At 68.2% G+C, this 21,920-nt stretch carries 18 protein-coding genes and 2 tRNA genes; 4 read left to right on the top strand and 16 right to left on the bottom strand.

Translation table 11 applies throughout. From position 1 onward, the window contains the following. Positions 1–153: 153 nt before the first annotated feature. The 4 genes from ACSQ2F_RS06515 to ACSQ2F_RS06500 all read right to left on the bottom strand — a co-directional run bounded on the left by ACSQ2F_RS06515 (position 154) and on the right by ACSQ2F_RS06500 (position 5,934). Positions 154–801, bottom strand: coding sequence for a DUF4400 domain-containing protein (locus ACSQ2F_RS06515; protein WP_436020962.1), 648 nt, complete (start codon positions 799–801; stop codon positions 154–156). Next, complete coding sequence (gene traD / locus ACSQ2F_RS06510; RefSeq protein WP_436020960.1) at positions 798–2,693, bottom strand: conjugative transfer system coupling protein TraD; 1,896 nt, start codon at positions 2,691–2,693, stop codon at positions 798–800. Before traD ends, ACSQ2F_RS06515 begins: the two co-directional genes overlap by 4 nt. Continuing rightward, positions 2,681–4,285: a MobH family relaxase gene (gene mobH, locus ACSQ2F_RS06505; protein WP_436020958.1), complete on the bottom strand. Its 1,605-nt coding sequence runs from the start codon at positions 4,283–4,285 to the stop codon at positions 2,681–2,683. The genes traD and mobH overlap by 13 nt, the downstream gene beginning before the upstream one ends. Before the next feature lie 347 nt (positions 4,286–4,632). Beyond that, positions 4,633–5,934, bottom strand: a complete 1,302-nt coding sequence (locus ACSQ2F_RS06500) for a hypothetical protein (RefSeq protein WP_436020956.1) — start codon at positions 5,932–5,934, stop codon at positions 4,633–4,635. Between the two features lie 203 nt (positions 5,935–6,137). Here ACSQ2F_RS06500 and ACSQ2F_RS06495 point away from each other — a divergent pair, with 203 nt between their 5' ends. After that, positions 6,138–7,016: a helix-turn-helix domain-containing protein gene (locus tag ACSQ2F_RS06495; protein WP_436020954.1), complete on the top strand. Its 879-nt coding sequence runs from the start codon at positions 6,138–6,140 to the stop codon at positions 7,014–7,016. Positions 7,017–7,031: 15 nt separating this feature from the next. Here ACSQ2F_RS06495 and ACSQ2F_RS06490 read toward each other — a convergent pair whose 3' ends face one another. Next, a complete protein-coding gene (locus tag ACSQ2F_RS06490) occupies positions 7,032–8,879 on the bottom strand; it encodes a hybrid sensor histidine kinase/response regulator (RefSeq protein WP_436020951.1) in 1,848 nt (615 codons plus the stop codon). Positions 8,880–8,988: 109 nt separating this feature from the next. On the opposite strand from ACSQ2F_RS06490, the gene ACSQ2F_RS06485 reads away from it, so the two are divergent. After that, a complete protein-coding gene (locus ACSQ2F_RS06485; RefSeq protein ID WP_436020949.1) occupies positions 8,989–9,759 on the top strand; it encodes a hypothetical protein in 771 nt (256 codons plus the stop codon). Between the two features lie 97 nt (positions 9,760–9,856). Here the strand turns inward: ACSQ2F_RS06485 and ACSQ2F_RS06480 are convergent, their stop codons facing one another. The 3 genes from ACSQ2F_RS06480 to ACSQ2F_RS06470 form a co-directional block, all read right to left on the bottom strand. Then, a complete protein-coding gene (locus tag ACSQ2F_RS06480) occupies positions 9,857–10,336 on the bottom strand; it encodes a hypothetical protein (protein WP_436020947.1) in 480 nt (159 codons plus the stop codon). A 2-nt stretch (positions 10,337–10,338) separates the two neighbouring features. Then, a complete protein-coding gene (locus tag ACSQ2F_RS06475) occupies positions 10,339–12,105 on the bottom strand; it encodes a PHA/PHB synthase family protein (protein WP_436020945.1) in 1,767 nt (588 codons plus the stop codon). 643 nt (positions 12,106–12,748) lie between these two features. Beyond that, positions 12,749–13,735, bottom strand: coding sequence for a GlxA family transcriptional regulator (locus ACSQ2F_RS06470; protein WP_436020943.1), 987 nt, complete (start codon positions 13,733–13,735; stop codon positions 12,749–12,751). A 95-nt stretch (positions 13,736–13,830) separates the two neighbouring features. On the opposite strand from ACSQ2F_RS06470, the gene ACSQ2F_RS06465 reads away from it, so the two are divergent. Both ACSQ2F_RS06465 and ACSQ2F_RS06460 read left to right on the top strand, forming a co-directional pair. Next, positions 13,831–14,466, top strand: a complete 636-nt coding sequence (locus ACSQ2F_RS06465; RefSeq protein WP_436020941.1) for an isochorismatase family protein — start codon at positions 13,831–13,833, stop codon at positions 14,464–14,466. A 135-nt stretch (positions 14,467–14,601) separates the two neighbouring features. Continuing rightward, the gene (locus ACSQ2F_RS06460; protein ID WP_436020939.1) at positions 14,602–14,967 is read left to right on the top strand and encodes a hypothetical protein; all 366 of its coding nucleotides are present in this window, start codon (positions 14,602–14,604) and stop codon (positions 14,965–14,967) included. A 179-nt stretch (positions 14,968–15,146) separates the two neighbouring features. On the opposite strand, the gene ACSQ2F_RS06455 is transcribed toward ACSQ2F_RS06460, so the two are convergent. The 8 genes from ACSQ2F_RS06455 to uvrC all read right to left on the bottom strand — a co-directional run bounded on the left by ACSQ2F_RS06455 (position 15,147) and on the right by uvrC (position 21,904). Further along, positions 15,147–15,222, bottom strand: a tRNA-His gene (locus ACSQ2F_RS06455). A 33-nt stretch (positions 15,223–15,255) separates the two neighbouring features. Continuing rightward, a complete protein-coding gene (locus tag ACSQ2F_RS06450; RefSeq protein ID WP_436020937.1) occupies positions 15,256–17,199 on the bottom strand; it encodes a SurA N-terminal domain-containing protein in 1,944 nt (647 codons plus the stop codon). Positions 17,200–17,377: 178 nt separating this feature from the next. Then, positions 17,378–17,453: transfer RNA gene (locus ACSQ2F_RS06445), tRNA-Val, on the bottom strand. 51 nt (positions 17,454–17,504) lie between these two features. After that, a complete protein-coding gene (locus tag ACSQ2F_RS06440; RefSeq protein WP_085751663.1) occupies positions 17,505–17,777 on the bottom strand; it encodes an HU family DNA-binding protein in 273 nt (90 codons plus the stop codon). A 189-nt stretch (positions 17,778–17,966) separates the two neighbouring features. Next, positions 17,967–18,845, bottom strand: coding sequence for a DMT family transporter (locus ACSQ2F_RS06435; RefSeq protein ID WP_436020935.1), 879 nt, complete (start codon positions 18,843–18,845; stop codon positions 17,967–17,969). 52 nt (positions 18,846–18,897) lie between these two features. After that, complete coding sequence (gene pgsA, locus ACSQ2F_RS06430) at positions 18,898–19,467, bottom strand: CDP-diacylglycerol--glycerol-3-phosphate 3-phosphatidyltransferase (RefSeq protein ID WP_436020933.1); 570 nt, start codon at positions 19,465–19,467, stop codon at positions 18,898–18,900. A gap of 54 nt (positions 19,468–19,521) precedes the next feature. Then, positions 19,522–19,989: a hypothetical protein gene (locus ACSQ2F_RS06425; protein ID WP_436020931.1), complete on the bottom strand. Its 468-nt coding sequence runs from the start codon at positions 19,987–19,989 to the stop codon at positions 19,522–19,524. Continuing rightward, entirely contained in the window at positions 19,976–21,904 is a 1,929-nt protein-coding gene (uvrC, locus tag ACSQ2F_RS06420; RefSeq protein ID WP_436020929.1) for an excinuclease ABC subunit UvrC, read from the bottom strand. Before uvrC ends, ACSQ2F_RS06425 begins: the two co-directional genes overlap by 14 nt. Positions 21,905–21,920: the final 16 nt, after the last annotated feature.

Genomic DNA, 21,920 nt, shown 5'->3' with positions numbered 1-21,920 from the left:
GCCTCGTCAGGGCTGTGCCGGCATCGCGCGCCCGCTCCGCGACACGAGCAGTGCCGGGTGCTTCCATGCACGGCATCGCCCGCGCGGGTGTACGTCATGCGCATGCGCAAGTCGCGGCGCGAGGGCTCGCCGCAGAGTTCCGCAGACCTCGACTCAGCGACGGAAGACGGGTTGCAGGTGGGTGACGCCCACGCACAAGGGAATCAGGATGACGACGGCCCACACCGGCAGGAAGGCCTGTGGCAGGGGAAACGGCAGGACCAGGACGATGACGGGCGCCATCGCGCACGCGATGAATGCGTGTGAGGCCAAGGCGAGTGCTGCCGGACTCTGGAAGCCCAGCTCATCGAGCAGGATGGCGCGCTGCGCCAGGCCCTCGATCACCGCCGCCACCCACAGCGGTGTCAGGAGCACCAGCCAGGCGCCCAGTGACAGCCCTCTCAGCATGGCGCCATGCACTTGACTGGCAAGGGCCGCGAGGTAGCGGTCCGCGTGTCGCACCACCGTAGCGGGGACCCCTCGCGCTGCGCCCGGCCCCGCGACATGGGGCTCGTCGGGCGGCGGAAAGCCAGTGCCGCGCGGGCGTTCCACGTCACCACCGCGCCCGCCAACGGCATGCCGACCGGCCTCTGCCATTCGGACGAGACCGCCACCCAGCCACGGACCGAACGTCTTGATGGCGTCAGCGGACTCGGCCCTGACACGCTGCTGCATGCGCTCAGGCCCGGCCCACAAGGGCCAAGCCACAAGGCCGGCAAGCCACAGCAGCAACCAGGCGGCGAGGTGGGAACGACGCTTCATCGCCCGGGCTCCGTCCCGCGCTCGCCCAGGTCCAGGACGGGAATGCGACCCTTGAACACCTGAGCTCGGTTGACGATGGCGAGGTAGTGGAGGTCGGGCAGGCTCATCAGTACCTGGGGCGGCACGAGCTCGATCGCTTCCTCCGACATGCTGGCCTGCCGGTTCGCTGCATAGCTGAGCCCGGCGTCTTCGCTTCGCTGACCCGCGCCGTGGGTGAGGCTCGTGCGGCGGACGACCGTCTCGCCGAGCTTGCGGCCGATGAAGTCGAGCGTGTCCGCGTCCGACGTGGCGCCGACGATGAAGTTGTTCATGTTGCCCAGGACGCGTTTGGCCCGGCCTTCGTCGCCCAGCTTGACGGCCAGGTCGGACAGCGTCTGGCCGAAGAGATAGAGCACCATGCCGGCCCCCCTGCCCTTGTTGGCCAGTTGGATCACCGGCTCGCAGACGAGGTCGCCCCATTCGTCGCAGACGATGTGGACCTTGCGGCGCGCTGCGGGCGTCTCGGCGCGCTCGTGGTTGTACAGGTCACCCGCCGTGCCGGCCAGGTCTGACAGGATCAGGGCCGCCAGGCTTTCCGCGACGGAGGTGTCCGACAGCGCGTCGAGTCCGAAGTAGGCGACGTGCCGGCCTTCGATGAGCGAGCGTCCGGTGTGGATCGGCCGCTCGTCCTCGATGTCGGCGTGGTCGGGCGACAGGAGCGCGCCGAGGTCACCGGTCGTGAGGCGTGCCAGCACCGGCGTGAGGCTGACGACCATCTTGGCGAACCACTCCCGGTTGACGGCCAGCATGGCGAGGAAGCCCTCGATGTCGGGCGGTCGATCGGGTTGCGCGCGGTAGCGGCGGACCAATTCGGCAAGGCGGTGAGAACCGAAGGCGCCGGCCTTGCGCGGCCCTTCCCCGCTGCGCTCTGCGCCGGCGACAGGGAGTTCGACCGGTTCCAGCGCCTGGCCACCGGTCAGGAACCGCGAGAGCACTTCCTCCGCCAGGGCCTCGGCCCTTTCGGGTGAACGAACGACATCGAGCAGCGCTTGCAGGCTCACCCGACGCCCGAGGCGCTTCATCGCGCCAGTGATGTCGGTGACCGTCATCATGACGAAGGCCATGAAGGGATCGTCGGGGCCGGTCGGGCCCAGGAGCAGCCGGATGCGTGAGGCGACCTGGGTCTCCCGATCCCACGACGACAGCGGATCGAAGCGGAAGCTCCGGCTCGCGAAGGCCGGATGGAACATCGCGAACCGTTCGGGCTGGCCCAGGCGCGTGGTGACGTCGCGGCACGCCTGCTCGAGGCCCTTGTCGCCCTTCGGGTCAAGGACGATCACGGTGTCACCGCGAGCGGCCAGCTGGTAGACGAGCAGGCGCGCCAGCACTGTCTTGAGCGCCCCGGTGATGGCGAGCACGGCGGTGTGCCCCTCCAGGGAGGCGAAGGGCACCACGATGTCGTGTTCGGGGCCGAGGCCGTGCACCCAGCTGAGCCCTTTCGCTTGCGCCGGACGAGCAGGCATCCCGTTCAGGCGGAGCAGCCAGGTCGGCGCGTAGACATCCACCAGTGAGCGCTTGAGGATGTCCTGGCACAGCTGCGTGTGGGACGGTTCCCAGCGGTAGCCCCAGCCCAGCCACAGCCCGCCGTCCAACGCCGGTCGGCCGCGGTCGAGCGCGCCGCAGGAGAGATGCGCCGTCGGCGCGCCGGCCAGCCCGATCTTGAACCGCCACAGGCGCATCGCCTGAGCACCGCGGCGCACACCCAAGGTCGCGCAGGCGACCGTCATGCCGAGCGCCAGGGTGGCGTCCATGTGAAGCAGCAGGTACAGCAGACCGCAGTGTGCCGCCGCCAGTCCCCAGGCGACGGCCGCGCGCGCTTCATGCACGCGGCGGAACGCGTTCAGCCGCTGCATGTCGTCATGCCGTCGCCAAGGCCGAGCCTGGGCAGCACATCGGCCTGCAGCACAAAGCCAAGCGCCGGGCCGTCCGCCATCGCGAGCATGCCCATGGGCGCGCCACCGCGACCTCCGCCCACGCGACCGAGCCATTCGAGCCGCTCGAGTTGGGCCAGCAGCACATGCAGGTCGATCCCGCCCTTGACCGGAAAGGTGGCCGCAACGCCCAGCCGGCCGTCGGGCAGGCGACAGACCATGCGCTCGTTGCGCTCTGACAGTGCCTGCTGGCAGTGGGCGACGAACCGGCTCACCTCGACGCTGCGCGCTGCGGCCGCAGGCAAACGCACCGGGTCGTTGAGCGCACGTCGCGCAATTGCCGGCGGCAGCGCGTCATGGGCCGGCTTCGGGGCAAGCGTAGCGCCGCCCTGCAGCATCGCTGGCGGTCGAACGGAGGTGTGCGCCAAGCGCGGGTGAGTGCCGTGGTACTGCTGCTCGGCCAGGCCAGCAGGGTGCGAGGCGCTCTCCACGCCGGCCGACAGGCCGTTCAGAGCCCAGTCGTGACCCAAGAAGACGTGAGGGACGGCGAGGCGCAGGGCAACGCGGTGAGCGCCGCATTCGCCTTCCGCTGGCTCGTCCGGCGGCAGCCGCCACAGCCATCCGCCGGACGGAGCGGCCGTCAGCAGGCCAGCGCGGCCGAGAATGTCGGCCAGCGTCGCCGCGGCCAGCGGAATGCCCCGCACGCCACTTCGCGCGATGTCGTGTCGGATTGCCTCGGCCGCGGTCGGCCATTCGAGATAGACCGCATCGCCCCGGACCCACAGCGGCCCCCGATCCGACATGGGCTGCCAGCGACGGGACTCGATGCGGTGCCGGATGGCATCCACAACGTGCAACTCGAGTTGATGTCCGCAACGAGGCCGACCCTGATGCCGGCGCCGGACTTCATCGAGCTCGAGGACCCGCGTGCGAATGGATTCGACCAGGTGCGCCAGGGTACCGGTCGCGGTGTCGGATGCGCTCGAGGCGACCAGGATGAGTTCGGTGAGCGGGCCCTCACCGGCCTCCCGCAGCCAAGCCATGGCGTCCGCCGGAACCATCGCGGTCAGCAGGCGGGTCGACAGGGTCGACGGAATCGGTGGCCTCAGCAGTCCTTGGTTGGCGTGCCAACCGGCGTGGTAGCCAGTGGCAGCGGTGGCGCAGAGCCAATCTGACAAGCTTCCTTCACATGAGGGCCATTCCACCCCATCGTGCCCGGTGACCACCAGAGCGTCGAGCGCGGAAGGCAACGGGCTCAGCAGCCCCGCCAGGAAGCTCGCGTAGCGCCAACGCGGCGCGCCAGCCTGGCGGGCCTGTGCGCCGACCTCGGGCTCGAACATGCAGCCTTGAGCCGCCTGCAGGCAGTGCACACCCATGTCGAGGGCGTAGCGGAAGAGGCCACCGGGCGCCGCGAAATGATCGCAGGCGCTGGCGGGGAGAAGATGGACCCATGCGGCAAGGTGTCGCACGACGGGCAGGTAGTGAGCATCGAATGCATCGCCATTCGAATTGACCACCAATCGCAGGCGTGCGAGCAAGGCCGCCTGGCTTTGCAGGACGGCATCGACTGACACGCTCGGAAGGCCGGGGTCGCAAGGCGGGTAGCGCGGCACGGCGGCGGCACCCTCGAGTGACAGGACAGCGTCTGCCGGAACGGCGGGCAGAGCATCGGGGCGATGACGCGGCGGGGATGGGTGGGCTGACGCGAAGGCACGCCGCAACAGCGCGGCCCACTTCGCCTGGCGGGGGCCGTCGCGGCGAAGGGCACGGGCGCGAACGAGGAAGGTGAGCATGGCAGTCCCGACTGACGAGGGGCGCAGCGCAAGCGCGCTCCTTCGCGTGGAGGCAGGGAGCAGGCACCGTCAGAACAGCGCCTGCCTGAGCGGGGCAAGGGCCGGATGGCCGATGCCGGCCCGCCGCATCAGGCGGGCAACGCCTCGGCCGAACGGGACGCCGACGCGGCGGCCCAGGTACCGGCCCGAAAGGTGGACGGGCGGCCGAGCTTGTTGAACTTCGCCAATGCGCACACCGGGCATTCGATGCCGTTGTGATGGCCGTCGTGAGACAGGTGCATGGTGCCGCACTCGGTGCAGTGCCCGAGATGGACCAGCCCTTCTCGCATCGGGCTGAACACCGCGCTGATGAGGCGTGACAGCGACAAGGGGTTGCCGGGGTCCTTGTGGTGGATGGCGTAGAACTCGTACGCCTCGACAAAGGCGGCATGGGGTGGCAGGCCCAGAGAGACCAGCACGCGCTGATGCGCAAAGATGGACGTCACCAGCAGGCGACGAACCGCGCTGCCCCACACGGCGGCATTGCTGTCATGGGTTCGCGGGAGATCGATGTCGGGCGGCGCCTCTTGCGCTTCCGGCTCGTTGTCACGCGCCTCGTCGGCGGCACGGCGGAGTCGGCGCACCTGGGCGCAGTTGACCTCCGACCGGGTGAACTGCAGGATCGTGCGGGTGCTCACGCCGTGGGCAATGAGCTGCCGGATGGTGTCCGCCTCGCCGGGCGGCAGGAAGACGGCCGTCGGCCTGCCGATCTTGGTGACCCGCTCCGGGCGGGGCTCGGCGAGTTCGCGGTCGACGGTGTCGCTGATGGCGACGAAGTCGTCCCAGCGGCACAGCGTGCGAGCGACCAGCGCCCGCAGCGTCGGATCGATGGGATAGCCGCTCAGCGTGGAGAACACGCGGTCGAGGTAGACCTCGTTGATGGTCAACCGGATGAGAGGTCGGGGCACGTGACCTGCGCTCTGGACCAGCGTGCTGCAGCTGGCGGACGACATGGCGTCCATCACGGCCTGGCTGCCGAGGCCGCTCACCAGCGCCGCAAGTCGCGGCTGCGTGGCGTAACGAAGGAGCATCAGCACCACCTGCTGGTTGAGGGACGCAACGACGTCGCGGTAGCGCTCCAGGTGCGGGCTGGCGGCCGCCTCAGGGCCTCGCTGCATCTGTGCCACGTCGTCCAGCGTCATGGTGACGCGCCACAGTGCGGTGGGCGTGGTGGCAAGGTCTTCGAGCGGGTCGACGATGCTGTGCCGGTCTTCCGACTGCAGCGCCATGGAGGCGAAGCGCTGCGCCAGGCGAACGGGAATGTCGAACAGCTCCGCGCAGTGGTGGATGTTCTGTCGGGCCACCGCCGCGACTGCGGTGACGACGGCTTCGTTGAGATCCTTCTGATCGACCGTGGCGGCGGCGTGAAGTGCGTTCTGGGTGGAATCCATGGGTTCTCCGGTGTGCTGACGGTGGAACGGCAAGGGACAAATCAGAACTGCAATTCGCCCAACGAATGCAATTCTTCCGCAATCGCACTCTTTTCGCAATCTATTTGGCTGTTTGATACGTTTTGCAATCAATAGCGCCAGAATGCGCTGACAGCGCATCTTCATTGCGGTCCCTATAATCGCGGCACTTTCCGGGCGACGCCATGCACGACGAACACGACCTGTCCTCCCAGACGCCCGACGGCGCATCACTCGAAGACGGCCCTTACGGCGCTCTGAAGGTGTTTCTGCTGGCCCGAGGGATTGCCCGGCACAAGCAGACGGCGGAAGTGGCCGGACTTCTGGGACTGGCGAAGACCAGCGTGTTTCGCAAGTTCAAGGGCGAGTCATCGTTCTCGCTGTCCGAACTCAAGGTGCTGGCGGACCACTTCGGCACGGATGTCGAAACACTGCGCGGGCAGGTCCGAGGGCCCGGTGATCGCAGCCTCGGCAACGGCGGCGAGCCCGCTCGCGTGTGCCTGCCAGGCCTTCCTGCCCAGGGCCACCTGGTGCCGGGTCCGGAGTTGGCCGCGGATGATGTGTGCGACCTCGTCGCCATCCGCAACGGCTCGGCGTGGGAAGTCCATCCGTCGGGTGCGGCCGCCGTGGCCGGCAAGGTCCGCCACAGCGTGGCGCAACTGCGTGTCAGCAGCCTGCCGAGGCCGCGCATTGCCTTGCTGGAGGACGACGATACGGCGGCGGCCGTCGTGGCGCTGGCGCTCGAGACCGAGGGCATGGTGGTCCAGGGCTACCGCACCTGTCAGGACCTCACGCAGGCGGTGAACCAGCGCCCGGCGCAGGCGTATGTGATCGACTGGCTCATCGGAGGGGGCACGGCCGAAGCCGCCATTCGCCACATTCGCGCGCGGCAGCCGAAGGCGCCGATCGCCATCACGACGGGCGCATTGCACACCGGGGCCGAAACCGAAGGCTCGCTCATTCCCTTCGCGGAGCAGTTCGGCGTCGGTATCTTCGAGAAGCCGTTCCGTCAGGCGGTGTTGGCAAGCTACCTGCGGCGCGGCCTGGCCTCGGCGCCGCGCTGACCCGCCGCGCCGGGTTCAGGCCGGGGTGACTCGCCCGCCGGCATGTCCGAGTGCGGGTTGAAGGGCGACCTGGAGTTGCCGCGCTTCCACCGGCTTGTCGGCGCGCGCATCGAACAGCCGAAGCGCTTCGGCCTCGACGGTGTTCGAGGCCGAGAGCATCACCAGGTGGGTCTGGCGGTTCGGGCCGTCACCCTCGCGCAGTTGTCGGGCGATCTCGTCCCCCCGCAGATCGGGGAGCTCGATGTCGAGGAGCACGGCGGCGAAACGACGTTCCGCGAGAGAGCGAAGGGCCTCGCGCGCGCTGCCGGCCTCGGCCGACTGGTAGCCGAGCGAGCGCACCACTTCGGCCACGGCCGCCCGCACATCATGGGCGTCATCCACGATGAGCACGGCCGGCCGCTCAGCGCTCGTCGGAGAGGGAACGTCCGGCATCTGCGTGGCAGCACCCGTTTGGCCCGCCGGGAGCCACACCGCGAACCGCGTGCCCTCGCCCGGGACCGATTCGACCTCGATGCGACCATCGAGCAGATCGACGAGGCTGCGCACCACGGCGAGCCCGAGCCCGCTGCCTTCGGCGAGCTCGGTGCTCGAGGCCACGCGATAGAAGGGATCGAAGACGTGCGCCAGTGCCTCGGGCGCAATGCCGACGCCGGTGTCCCGCACCTCGAATCGCAATTCGCCGCGCTCCGCGTCCACTTCGGCATGGACCGTCAGGCCGCCTCGCTGGGTGTACTTGATGGCGTTGGACACCAGGTTGTCGAGGATCTGGCGCACCCGACGAGGGTCGGTCACGACGAATTGCGCGAGACCTGCGCCGGGTTCCCAGTGAACATCCAGGTCCTTGCGGACCACTGCCTCTTCATGGTCCGCGATGACGTCCTCCACGAGACGGTCGAGCCGGAACTTTCGCGGGCTGACGGCCAGCCGGCCGGCGGACATCTTGGCGAAGTCGACGAGATCACTCATGCGGGCCCGAAGGGCGCGGGTGCCTTCGCGAAGGCGCAGGAAGATCGGCTCGCCGGCGTCGACCTGCCCGCGCGACTCGATGATGTCCATGCTGCTGATGATCGACTGCAGCGGCGTGAGCAGTTCATGGCTGAGCATGCCGAGGAACTTGCTCTTGTCGCGCGCCGCGGCTTCGGCGCGCTCCGTGGCGGCCTCGGCATCACGGCGCGCCGCATCGACTTCGCGACGCATGCGGGCCTCGCGCCGCGCGAGCAGCACCCAGTGGGTGGCCATCGCCACCGTCACGGAAAACATGAGGCACATCAGATACGTCAGCGCCAGGGTCCGCGTGCGAAGGGTGGCCATGGAGCGTTGCTGCCCCATGCGCTCGGCAACGTCATGGGTTCGCAACTCGCGACCGAGCGTGAGGAGTGCGTCCATCGCGTCCAGGGTGGAGGGCCGAAGGCCCTGGAGGACCACGCGGCCGTCTCCCGGTGCGGCCAATGCCGTGTTCGTGGAAGCGACATACGCCTGCAGGGTCTGGATCGCTTCCTGAACCGAGCTGCGCGTGGCGAAACCGGGAACGGTCCCGAGGCGCTCGGCCATCACGCCCAGCCGGTGCGAGAAGCTCTGCAGTTCACGGGCAGCACGATTCACGTCATCCGGACTGTTGCCCTCGGCCGCCACGCTGCGAGACAAGGCCAACAGCCCATCCAGCGCCGACTCGTGCCCGGCCGCGATGCTCTGCTGGCGGTCGAGCAGCCGGGAGGCCGCACCGAACTCCGCGAGCAGGTCACGGTTGAGATATTGGGACATCGACAGCGACACGAGCAGTGCGACGCCGCCCGCCAGCAGGGTGAGGCCCACCTGCCATTCGCGCATCGCCGCACGGCACCGGGACCAGGACATGGTTTGCATGGCGCCATTCTGCTGCAGCGCCCGCATGAGCGGCCTTGATTCCAGGCCCGATTCGAAGGCCGTCGCCGTGCGGCGATCGCTATCGTGAGCACCTCACCAGGAGATTGACGTGCCTTCTTCCTTCCTTCACTCCCGGCCCTTCAACACGGCGAACCCGGCTGAATCCGACACACCGGCATCAACCACCCAACCGATCGAGATGCTCGACACCGACCCCTCGCCGTGGCCCGACGCGAGAGGCTTCGGGCCCGGGTTTTCAGGTGGCATCGTGACGCTGCGCTACGAACTCCGAACCCGACACGTGCGCCAGTGCTACCGCCGCGACTTCCTGCACCTGAGCCAGCTGCTCAACGGCCTGGACCGGGCGCGCAACTTCCGAGGCGTGGCGCCCGATGTCGTCGACCGGGCCGAGCAGTCCGTGACCCGTTGCCTGCACGACACGCAAGCCCTGTTGGCTGACCTGACCCGCCGCACCGAAATGCTGCTCGCCCGCGACGGCATGAGCGACATTCCCATCCACTACATCGACCCCGTCGCGGTGCATGCTCCGATCACCAATCCGCGCGCCCGCCTCTACATGGACATGCTGACGTCGGCCGATCGCGCCTTCTCCGCCCTGGAACGAGCCTGGCTGTTCGGCCTCATCGACACGCGCGCACGTCGCACGCACGAAGCAGCACTCCGCAAGGCCGTGCGTGCGGTCAGCGGGACCATTCGAGGGGAATACACCAGCATGGCCCGCCGCCTCCGGGGCGAAGCCCCTGCCGGGATCGAGATCGATGACGGCTGCGGCAACGGCCCGGGCTTCGATGGCGGACGCGCGCTTCGCATCGCGGCGTCCCCCTCGCCTCATGACCTTCACGTCCGAGCAGTGCCATGACCTTGGCCTTGGTGGCCCGCACGCGGGCCACCCTTTTTCCCCGCCCGCCTGCGGCGAGCGTCCTTGTCTGCTTTCTTGGAGCCTCGTGCCCCGAGCCCTACCTGGGTGAAGCACTCCGTTGCTCCGGCGGCGCATGGGGCTCGACCCAGGCGGCGACGGGCACCTGCGCCCATGCCGACAGCAGCTCCCGAAATCCTGCTTGCACCGGCATGGCGTTGCGCGCAGTGGTGAACGCAGCGGCCGACTCCCGCTGCCACTGCGCCAGCGCCTGCTGGCCGCCCGCGAGCAGCGCGGTCTGGTTCGAGATGGCCGCCCGGGCCGCGGCCTGCCAGGCGGCGACCTCACGGTTGAGCAGCCGCCAACCGGCGCGTGCGGGCAGGTCCGCCAGGGACCGCCAGTCGGCGGCGTCGCGCAACTGGGCGAGTTCGGCCGCCGTTTCGTCGATGTCCTGGTCCAGGAGCTGGCCGCAGGTGGCCAGCCAGCGGCGTCGCGCCTCCTCCAGCAATTCCGCGGTCCTGAGGCCGAAGCCGAGGTTGGCCTTGGTGAGCGCCAAGGCATGGTGGTCGTGACTGTCCATGATCACTTCTCCAGCACGTATGTGCCTGGCGCCGAGCCAAGCGAAGGAGCGCCGCGAGCGCCCATGCGGGGCGGCTTGGCCTGGGCCGTGGACCGCTCGGCCAACCAGACCTGCCAGGCCGGCCACCACGACCCCTGGTGATCCGGCGCCTCCGCCAGCCAGGCCTCCGGCGATCGGTAGGCCGCGCCCGCTTCACGCTTCAGCAGCTGGTAGTGGCGACGGGGATTGCCAGGCGGGCTGACGATGCCGGCGTTGTGTCCGCCGCTCGTCAGGACGAACGTGATCTCGGCGCCCGTCAGGTAGTGCAGCTTGTAGGTGGATCGCCACGGTGCCACGTGGTCTGTCACGGTACCGACCATGAAGACGGGCACGCCCAGGGTGGAGAGCGACACCGGCTTGCCGCCGACCGCATGCCGGCTCTCGCTCAGATCGTCCTGCAGGAACAACTGTCGCAGGTACTGGGAGTGCATCCGGGCGGGCATGCGGGTGGTGTCGGCGTTCCAGGCCATCAGGTCACTGAGTGGCGCGCGGTCGCCCAGCAGGTACTCGTTGACGAGCCTGGACCAGAGCAGATCGTAGGAACGCAGCATCTGGAAGGCCCCCGCCATCTGGCTGGCCTTGAGGTAGCCGGTCTCCTCCATCTGCGCCTCCAGCATGCTGAGCTGGCTCTCGTCGATGAAGAGTCCCAGCTCGCCGGGCTCGCTGAAGTCGGTCTGCGCAGCGAACAGCGTCACGCTGGCCAGGCGGTCGTCGCCGTCACGGCCCATGGCGGCAGCCGCCATGGCCAGCAAGGTTCCACCGAGGCAGTAGCCCGTGGCGTGCACCTTGCGCCCCGGCACGATCGCGGCCACGGCGTCCAGCGCGGCATGGAATCCGAGTTGGAGGTAGTCATCCATCTGCAGATCGCGCTCGGGCGGGCCCGGGTTCTTCCACGAGATGCAGAAGACGGTGTGCCCGTGATCGACCAGGTACTTGATCAACGAATTCGTCTGCGACAAGTCGAGGATGTAGTACTTCATGATCCACGCCGGCACGATGAGCACCGGTTCGGCGAGCACCGTGGGCGTGCTCGGGCGGTACTGGATCAACTCGATCAGCCGGTTGCGAAGGACCACCTCTCCCGGTGTGACGGCGACGTCCCGCCCGACGATGTAGTTCTCGGTGCCGGACACCGGGGCGTCGCTGGACAGCCGCTCCACATCGTCGACGAAATTGAGGAGGCCTCGCGCCAGATTGGCCCCACCCTCCTTCACCGTGCGGTCCAGGACCACCGGGTTGGCGGCGAGCTGGTTGCCGGGAGAAAAGAGGTCCAGCCACTGGCGCGCGGCGAAGGCCACCACGTTCTCGTGGTGCCGCTCCACGCCAGAGACACCATGCGTGGCGGCGTCCCACCATTGCTGCGTCAGAAGAAAGGACTGGTGCCACAGGTTGAAGGGCCAACGCTGCCACTCCGGTGCGTCGAACCGGCGATCCCGAGCCGGCGGATCGGCGCAGGCGCACGGGGCGTTGCCGGGGCTGACCGATAGACACGAGCGCAGGTAGATGGACAGCGCCTCAGCCTGATGCAGGGCGAGGCGGGCGAGCGCCATCTGCTTTCCGGGAGAAACCGCCAGGTGAACCGCCCAATCGGTCCCGGCCAGCAATCCGGCCGCCGGTGACAGCGACCCGGTGAAGCGGGCGATGGCCGCGCGCACCTGCGCGTCCAGTGCGGACGCTGCGGCGTCGCTGCCGGTTGGAACGGGGACCGAGGTGTTCGGGGAAGCGCTCATGGACACGGTCAGGCAAGCTCCAAAGTCCGGGGGGTCGGGGTGGCGAACGACGCCCTTTGCCGTCGCGCCGCCTGACTCTAGCGGCAAGCCAGGTGACCTCCGGTGATGCAGATCAATGCACTCCGGCCAGTTCCGTATCGCGTTGACCCAGCCTGGCGGCCTCGCTCCGTCTCGTCCATCGATTTCCGGGCGCATCCGTCGCGCGCCCGCCGCAGAGCGACGGACCGGCCGGCCCGGCCGCCACGAACAAGCGAACCCTTCACGGCCGGTCCGCTGCGCCCGCGAGCGCCATCATGGAGCGAGCCACGGGGCGAAGGCCGATGGATCGTCGAACCCGTCGACCTCGCACTGGCCGTGCGCCAGTCGATCGCCCAATGGAGCGACCGTGCAGCGTTGTCAGGCGTGGCGCTCGCAGGTCCGCAAGCAGGCCCGACCCTTCAGCTCACCGCGCCGGTGCTCGAGCAGTTGCTGGCGGGTCGGGCGTCACACCTTGGCCCGCACGCTCGTGGCGGCGATCTCGCAGGAACTGGATGCGCGGTGAAGCCGCAGGAGTGCCGCGCCAGCATCTGAGCATCCATCCGGACGACTGCTTGCGCGACGCAGGGAAGTAGCGACTCCGAACCGCGGGCCCTCGCCTCGCAGCTCAGGCGCCGGCCGTGCTGCGGCTGAACTGCCGGCGGTACATGGTGGGCGAGACCTTGAACGCGGCGACGAAGTGCTTGCGCAGCGACACCGCGCTCCCGAAGCCGGCGAGCGTCGCCACCTGCTCCACGGGTTGGTCCGTGGCCTCGAGCAGGCGCTGCGCCAGGGCCAGTCGCTGGTTCTGCAGCCACTGCCCGACCGTGGTGCCGGTGACTTCCCGGAAACGCCGGGTGAACGTGCGCCGGGTCATCAAGGCTCGCCCCGCGAGGTCGTCCAGCACATGGGCCGTGTCCAGCCGCTCGCCCATCCATTGGAGCAGCGGCGCCAGGCGATCTCCGTCGGCCGCGGTGGGCACCGGCTGCTCGATGTACTGCGCCTGCCCGCCCTGACGGTGCGGCGCGACGACCATCCGTCTTGCAGCGCGATTCGCCGCCTCCGCGCCACATCGCACGCGCAGCAGGTGCAGGCAGCAATCGATGCCGGCGGCCGTCCCCGCGGAGGTGAGGATGAGCCCGTCCTCCACATAGAGAACCTCGGCCTGCAATGCCACGCGCGGGTACCGGCGTGCGAACTCAGGCGCCAGCTTCCAGTGCGTGGTGGCAGGCCGGCCATCGAGGAGTCCGGCCTCGGCCAGCACGAAGGCCCCGAGGCAGAGGCCCACGATCACGGCACCGCGCCGATGCGCGGCCTGCAGTGCGCGCAGCAGCGCCGGTGGCGCCGGGCGGAGGTCATCGCACCACGAAGGCACCACCACCACATCGGCATGGCGCAGGACACCCAGGCCGTGGGTCACCGTGATGGCGAAGCCGGCATTGGTCTGCAGCATGCCCGCCTGAACGGCGCACACCGTCAGGTGGAAATGGGGTTCGCCCGCGGCCGTCCGGTCCTCACCGAAGACGATGCAGGGGACGGACAGGTGGAAGGGAGTGATGCCGTCGAATGCGACGACGGCGATGCGGTCACGCCGCTCCGCGATGTTTCGGCTCATGGCCCGATCTTATCGAAGATTGTCATTCGGGCCACTTTCGCGATGGCAAGCCGGCCTGAACAATGAAGGCTTCCCCACCGCATCAGGACCCTCTCATGAACCCCTCCACTGCTCCCCGCCGCGCCCTGGTCGTGATCGACGTCCAGAACGAGTACTTCGCCGGCGGCGGACTCCCGATCGAGTACCCACCCATCGAGAGCACCCTGCCGAACGTCACCCGCGCGATGGACGCCGCCGCTGCCGCCGGCGTTCCAGTGGTGGTCGTGCGCCACCACGCCCCGGCCGGCGCACCGGTCTTCCAGGCCGACGCACCCCACGGCCAGCTGCACCCCGAGGTGGCTCGGCGGCCGCATGACCACCTGATCACGAAGGCGTTCGCGAGCGTGTTCACGGAGACCGACTTCGCGGCATGGCTCGAAGCACATCACATCGACACCCTCAGCATCGCGGGCTACATGACGCACAACTGCGACGCATCGACCATTTTCGAAGCCATGCACCGGGGCCTCGAGGTCGAATGGCTGTCGGACGCTGCCGGTTCATTGCCCTATGCCAACGCGGCGGGCACTGCCTCGGCCGAAGAGATCCATCGCGTGTTCGGCGTCGTCTTTCACAGCAACTTCGCCGCCGTCACGCGGACCGATGACTGGATCGCCGCACTGAAGTCCGGGCAGCGGCTCGAGAAGGACAACATCGTGATGTCCAACCAGCGGGCCCGCAAGCTCGCTTGAGGCGCGCGCCCTCCGGGCATCGGACCGGTCGAGCCGGCGCGCTCCAGGATTTCGAGGTTGCCGGGGGAACGGCGATTGCCGGATTCTTGAACAGGGCTGGCGATGTCCGCCGGCCGCAAAGTCCAGGAGACGCGCATGAGCCCGAAGCCCGATGATGAAGTGAAGACCTCCGACACCGTGCGTTCCAACCCCGCCGGCGCAGTGCTGGGCGGCGCCGTCGGCGCTGCCGTGGGCGCCGTCACCGGCATTGCCGCCGGACCGGTCGGCAGCTTGGCCGGCGCCGTTGTCGGCGCGGCGACCGGGGCCGTGGCCGGCGCACAGGGCGTGTCCGGCGCTGGCGGTTCGGCCGCCGGCCCGGCGATCGATACGCCCACCGCGAGCGCGCAACCTGCGGGGACGGCGACGGGCGCCGCCGCCGCGACCGGCCCGGGCGCGACCCAGGAAGAGAGCCGCACGAGCGCACCGGCAACCGCGTCGGCACAGGCGGCCAAGCGCTTCTAGCGCCCGCGCAGCCCGGGTGCCGCTCGCGGCCCCGGGGCTGCTTCCGGCCGGCCACGCTGACGGCGCGACATCGCGAGGGGACGCGCGGGCCGAAAGCTGCTCGGCGGGCGCGGCCCGCGACCAAACGCCAAGCACAAACAAAAACAGGCACCGAAGTGCCTGTTTTGCCTAGCGTGTTTTGGGGTGGCTGATGGGGCTCGAACCCACGACAACAGGAATCACAATCCTGGACTCTACCAACTGAGCTACAGCCACCGTAGTAAGCCTGAGATTATAGCCTGGGTTTCTTCATTTGGCGACGCCGACTTCAGAGGAATTTTGTGCGGGCGCATCGCCCACCAGCACCTTGGCCTTGTACCGGGTCTTGAGGGACTGGTAGTAGGCCTCCGATTCAGCCGCTGCCCACGCTTGCGCGTACTGGGCGCCGGCCTGCTTCGGATCGGCGGCGACCGGGTCGCGACCGAGCACCTTGGTGACACGGACGACGGCAAAGCCCCGGTCCTGCAGGTCCACCCCCACCACCGCCGGCAGGCCCGTGGCCGGGGCCTTCAGGACGGCGTCCACGATGTCGCGTGGGAACTCGTCGGCCTTGGCGCGCGACAAGGTCACGGCCGGCTGGGCGAACGCCGTGGCCGGCGCCGCCTTGGCGGCCGCCAGGCGAGCCTCACCCTCCTTGCGGGCCAGCGCGGCCGCCTGCGTTGCGACCAGGCGCTGCTTCACCAGGTCGCGCACCTCGGCCAGCGGACGCAAGGCGGCGGGCCGGTATTCGGTGACGCGCGCCGCCGTCAGCTGGTTCGACTGGGTTTCCACGGCCTCGGTGTTGCGCTTGTTGCGCAAGGCATCGCTCGAAAAGATGGCTTCCAGCAGCTTGGGCGAGGCGAGCGGCCCTTCTGCCCCCTGCTGCGGCGCGCGCGCCACGCCCTTGGCAGTGCGGATCTCGAGCTTGAGCTTCTCGGCAATGGGCTTCAAGCTGTCGGACTGCTCATAGACGGTGTTCGTGAACTCGTTGGCCGCCTCGGCATAGCGGGACTGGGCCTGCTGCGTGCGGACCTCGTTCTCGAGCTCGGCGCGCACCGCGTCGAAGCTGCGCTTCTCGCCGCCACGCACGGCGTGCAACTGGATGATGTAGAAGCCCTCGGACGTTGGCACCACGCCGCTCACCTCGTTGGGCTTGAGCCCGAAGAGCGCCGTCTCGTAGGCCTTGTCGGTGTCGCCTCGTGCAATGAAGGTGTCGACCTCGCCACCGCGCTCGGCGGTACCCGGGTCCTGCGATTCCTTGCGTGCCACGTCGGCAAACGTCGCGGGGTTCGCGACGAGCGATGCCTGCAAGGACTCGGCCTTGGCCTTGGCGGCCGAACGCTCGGCGTCGGAGGCACCCGTGCCCGCCTTGATGAGGATGTGGCGTGCCTTGCGTTCCTCGGGCGCGGTGAAGCGCTGCTCGTTCTGCGTGTAGTACGACTTGAGCGCTTCGTCCGTGACGGTGATGCCCTTCTTCACGGCCTCGAGGTCGAGCACGACGTACTCGATGTCAGCCTGCTCGGTCGACTGGAACTGGGCCTGGTGGGCCGGGTCCTTGTAGTAGGCCTCGATCTCGGCATCGGTCGGGTTGACCTTGGCGGCGTAGGCGCCGGCATCGAAGCGCTCGATCTGCGCCTCGCGCTGCTGGTACATCGCATCGAGCGCCGTGCCGGCAACGGCGGGCGGCGCGATCACGGTGCCGGTGATTCCCTGCGACACCTGGCGCAGCGCCAGCATGTCGCGCATGCGGGCTTCCAGGCCCTGCACCGTCATGCCTTGTGCGGCCAGCGCCATCTCGAGGCGCGCGCGATCGATGTTGCCGTCGGGTCCGCGGAACGGGGCGAACTGCGGGTCGTTGCGATAGAAGTTCAGCAGGCGGTCGTCCGTCGTCAGGAAGCCGTTCTTGTTCGCGGCGACTCGCATGACGCGCTCGCGCACGAGTTCATCGAGTGCCTGGCGCTTCATCTCGGGCGTCTCGAACATGCGCAGGTCCAGACCGGGCGCCTGCCGGCGGAACTGCTCGACCGACTCGCGGAACGATGCGTCCCACTCGCTTTGTCGGATGTCCTGCCCATCCACGCGGGCCACGGCCTCGTTGCCGGTCTCGCGCAGGTTGAAATAGCTGTCGACGCCGACGAACACGAACGAGCCGATGATCAACGGCACGAGGATGTACATCAGGACGCGCGAATAGGAACGGATGGTTTCGAACATCTGGGCCTCGAACGGTGGAAGCGGTCTGAAGGAGGCGAGCCCCTTCTGGTTTTCTTGTGGGCTTTCGCGATTCTTCAGATGCGACAAAGGCGAACCAAGGTTCGCCTTTGCGCAGTGAATCGCGGGATTTTAGTCTACTGCCGGCCCCGGTTCGCAGCGAACCGGGCGTTGCCCCGAGTGGTGGGTGCTGAGGGGCTCGAACCCCCGACCTACGCCTTGTAAGGGCGCCGCTCTACCAACTGAGCTAAGCACCCGAGAACAACTGCTTCACTTGCGTGGAGCCCGATCGCCGGGCTCCAGGTTCATCAGTTCAGTGCGTCCTTGAGGGCCTTGCCCGGACGGAACTTGGGCACCTTGGCGGCCTTGATCTTGATGGCTGCGCCGGTGCGCGGATTGCGGCCGGCACGGGCCGCGCGTTTCGTGACACTGAAGGTTCCGAAGCCCACCAGCGAGACGCTGTTGTTTTTCTTGAGGGTTGATTTGACACCACCGATGAGGGCTTCCAGTGCGCGCGTTGCCGCAGCTTTCGAAATGTCGGCCTGTTTGGCAATGTGCTCAATCAATTCGGATTTGTTCACGTAGGTACCTCGTCTTTAAAGGTGTCTCACAGGAATTCGGGCGGTGCTTGGCCGTGCGGCGGCCTCAGGGCGGCTCGAACGATTACAGCCGCAGGGATACCCAGTGTCAAGCGCGGAAGGGGATTCTATGCGTAATCAACTGCATCGGCGGAGCCCCTCCCAGCGTGCTTCCACGCTTGACAACCAAGGTCACGCCGCCGCGCGTGGCGGCGTGGCAGGCGCCCTCACGACGAGCCCCACTGCCAGGGCGATGAGCACCATGCCGGCCACCATCACGAGCGTGATCGGTTCGCCGAACAGCAGCCATGCCAGCAGCGCCGTGCAAGGCGGCACGAGGTACATCAGGCTGGTCACCTGGGCGGCGGCACCTCGCTGGATGAGCATGTAGAGCAACGAACTGCCACCCACCGTCAGCCCGACGACCGACCAGGCCAGCGCACCGATGAAGTGCGGATGCAGCACGACAGCCTCCTGTTCGAACGGCACGAAGGGCAAGGTGACGAGCAGCGCCGCACCGAGTTGCACCGTGTTGGCCGTGCGCACGTCGCAGGGCAGCACATGGCGCTTCTGGTAGAGCGTGCCCGCGGTGATCGAGAGCAAGGCCACCAGGGCGAGCAGGAGGTTGAAGCGTGTGATTTCACCGGCGCCGAGCTTGTGCCATACCACCAGCAGCAGGCCGAGGAAGCCCAGCACCAGGCCGGCCCATTGCCGGCGCGATACCGCATGCGCGCCACCGGCAGGCGCCGACTGGCGGCTCAGCCACACCGCGGTCAGGACTGGCTGCAGACCGACCAGCAGCGCGATGGTGCCCGCGCCCATGCCGGCCTTCACCGCCGCCCACACGCCACCCAGGTATCCACCATGCATCAGCACGCCGGTCACGGCCAGGTGAAACCACTGCGCGCGGTCGCGCGGCCAGGCCGGGCGCGACCAGGCGATCCATGCCAGGAAACAGAGCATGGACAGCGCATAGCGCCACCCGAGGAAGGTGAGCGGTGGCGCATGCGGCATGCCGTAGCGGGCGACGATGAAGCCGGTGCTCCACACGGGAATGAAGATCGCGGGCATGGCCCGGATCAACCAGGAGTCGGCACTGCGCATGTAAGGCGGGGAAAGTGGGTCAGCGCGCCTTCGCGCGGATCTCCGGCAATGCCTTTTGCAGGTAATAGACCATCGACCAGATGGTGAGCACAGCCGACAGGTAGATGAGGACGGTGCCCCACAACTGCGTATCGAAGAAGCCGAACAGCGTGCCGTGGTACAGCAGGAAGGGAATGGCGGTCATCTGCACGGCCGTCTTGAGCTTGCCCACCATGTGCACGGCCACGCTGCGAGAAGCGCCGATCTGGGCCATCCATTCGCGAAGCGCCGAGATGGCGATCTCGCGTCCGATGATGACGAGCGCCACGAGCGCGTGCACGCGCCCCAGGTGCACCAGCACCAGCAACGCGGCGCAGACGAGGAACTTGTCGGCGACCGGGTCGAGGAAGGCACCGAACGAGGACGTGAGCTTCATCCGCCGCGCCAGGTAGCCGTCGGCCCAGTCGGTGAGCGCGAAGACGACAAAGAGCACGGTCGCAATGAGATTGCGCGTCGGCTCGGTCAGGGCTTCAAGATAGAACACCCCGACGATCAACGGAATGGCGACGATGCGCGCCCAGGTCAGCAGGGTGGGAAGATTGAAGAACATGCGGGCATTGTGCCGAAGTTCCGGCTGCCGCACCGTTCATCGCACGAACCGCGTTCAGCGATCGAGCGTGCGCGGCTTGAAACGACGGTCGTCCTGGAACAGGAACACCTCGACGAACTTCCACGGTTTGGGCAGGTGCGACACGCTGCCGAAGGGCGCGGCGCGGTGCACCGCATCGATGGCGATCTGCGTGGTTTCCGGCGCCTGGCCCGGCAAACGCAGCACCTCGATGCGGCGAACGCTGCCGTTGCCGTTCAATTCGACCTCCAGCACCGGAATGGCGAGCAGCACTTCGGGCGGGTCGCCCTCGTACGTGCCATTGGGATGCGCCGCGACCAGCCGCATCGCGGCTTGGACCTGGACTTCGTGCATGGAACGCAGCTTGGCCGGCGGAGCCAGCTGCGTGGGCGGCTCGGCGATCAGCGGCGGGTTGCCGGACGGCTTGCCCGATGGCCCGCTGGCGCAACCGGCCAGCACCAGCAAGACGGTGGCCAGTGCCAGGCGCGGTTCAATGCAACGCACGATAGATCTCCTCTGCCAACTCTCTGGAAATGCCATCCACCGTCTGCAGGTCTTCGATGCTGGCGTCGCCGACGCCACGTACGCCTCCGAAGCGCTGCAGCAGCTTGGCTCGTTTGCGCGGCCCGACGCCGGGAATGTCCTCCAGGCGGCTGCCGCTGGTGCGCACGCTCGCCCGACGCGCCCGCATGCCGGTGATGGCGAAGCGGTGGGCCTCGTCGCGGATCTGGGCCACGAGCATCAGTGCGGCCGAATCGTGTCCGAGGTAGACCTTCGCGCGACCATCGGCGAACACCAGTTCCTCGAGGCCCACCTTGCGGCCCTCCCCCTTCTCGACGCCGACGATGAGGCGCAGGTCGATGCCGAGCTCCTCGAACACCTCGCGTGCCATGCTGACCTGGCCCCGGCCGCCGTCGACCAGCACCAGGTCAGGCAGGCGGGCGGTGCCGGCCTCCGCCGCGGCGACCATCTTGCTGTAGCGGCGCGTCAGCACCTGGCGCATGGCGGCATAGTCGTCGCCGCCGGTGATGCCTTCGATGTTGTAGCGACGGTACTGGCTGCTCTGCATCTTGTGGCCCTCGAACACGACGCAGGATGCCTGCGTCGCCTCGCCGGCGGTGTGGCTGATGTCGAAACACTCGATGCGAAAGGTGTCGAGGTTGTCGACTTCGACCTCCAGGGCGTCGACAAGCGCGCGCGTGCGCGCCTGCTGCGAACCTTCTTCAGAGAGTAGCCGGGTGAGCTTGAGGTCGGCGCCGGTGATGCACATGTCGAGCCAGGCCCGACGCGGCTCGCGCGGCTGGGTCTGCGCCGTCACCTTCACCCCGCTCTGGAGCGACAGCGCCTCGATGAGCGCCTTGTCGACCGGATGGCTCAGCACGAGCAGCGGCGGCACCGCGCTGTCGAGGTAGTGCTGCGCGATGAAGGCCTCGAGCACCTGGATTTCCGGACTGGGCATGGCGCCACGTTCCGCCAGGTCCTCGGCCGACAGCGCCGTCGCGTCGTCCACGTGCGTCGGGAAATACGGCCGGTCGCCCAGGTGCCGCCCTCCCCGCACCATGGCCAGGTTGACGCAGGCCCGCCCGCCCTGCACCTTCACGGCCAGGATGTCGGCGTCCTTGGTGTCGCCGCCGCGGTTGTCCTCGACCGACTGCTGGTGCAGCACCAATGACAGCGCGCCCAGCTGGTTGCGGATCTCGGCCGCCTGCTCGAACTCGAGCTTCTCGGCATGCGACATCATCTGGCCCTGCAGGCGGTCCATCACCTCCTGCTGCTCGCCCAGCAGGAAGCGTTCGGCGTTCATCACGTCACGCGCATAGTCTTCCTGCGAGATGTAGTCGACGCACGGCCCGGAGCAGCGCTTGATCTGGTACAGCAGGCAAGGCCGCGTGCGGTTGTTGAAGACGGTGTCCTCACAGGTGCGCAGCCGGAACACCTTCTGCAGCAACTGGATGGATTCCTTCACCGCCCATGCGCTGGGATAGGGGCCGAAGTAGCGGTGCCGGCGGTCGACCGACCCACGGTAATACGCCATGCGTGGGAACGCATGCGAGGCGATCTTCAGGTAGGGGTAGCTCTTGTCGTCGCGGAACAGGATGTTGTACCGCGGGTTGAGCGTCTTGATGAGGTTGTTCTCGAGCAGCAGCGCCTCGGCCTCGGAGCGCACGACCGTCGTCTCCATGCGCACGATCTTGCTGACCATGTGGCCGATGCGGGTGCCGCCGTGGTTCTTCTGGAAGTAGCTCGAGACGCGCTTCTTCAGGTCCCGCGCCTTGCCGACGTACAACACCTGATCCTGGGCGTCGAAATACCGGTACACGCCCGGCAGGCCGGGCAACGCCGCGACATCGCTCAGCAGCTGGCGGCGCACCGGGTCGGTGTCGGCCTCGATCGGCAGGGACGGGTTGGGGTCGGTCATGAGGGCGCCATTTTGC

Source organism: Rhizobacter sp. LjRoot28 (assembly GCF_964253025.1).
In the GTDB taxonomy this organism is placed as follows: Bacteria; Pseudomonadota; Gammaproteobacteria; order Burkholderiales; family Burkholderiaceae_C; genus Rhizobacter.
The sequence above is the reverse complement of the archived record's forward strand: the minus strand, read 5'-3'. Positions and strand labels throughout refer to the sequence as shown.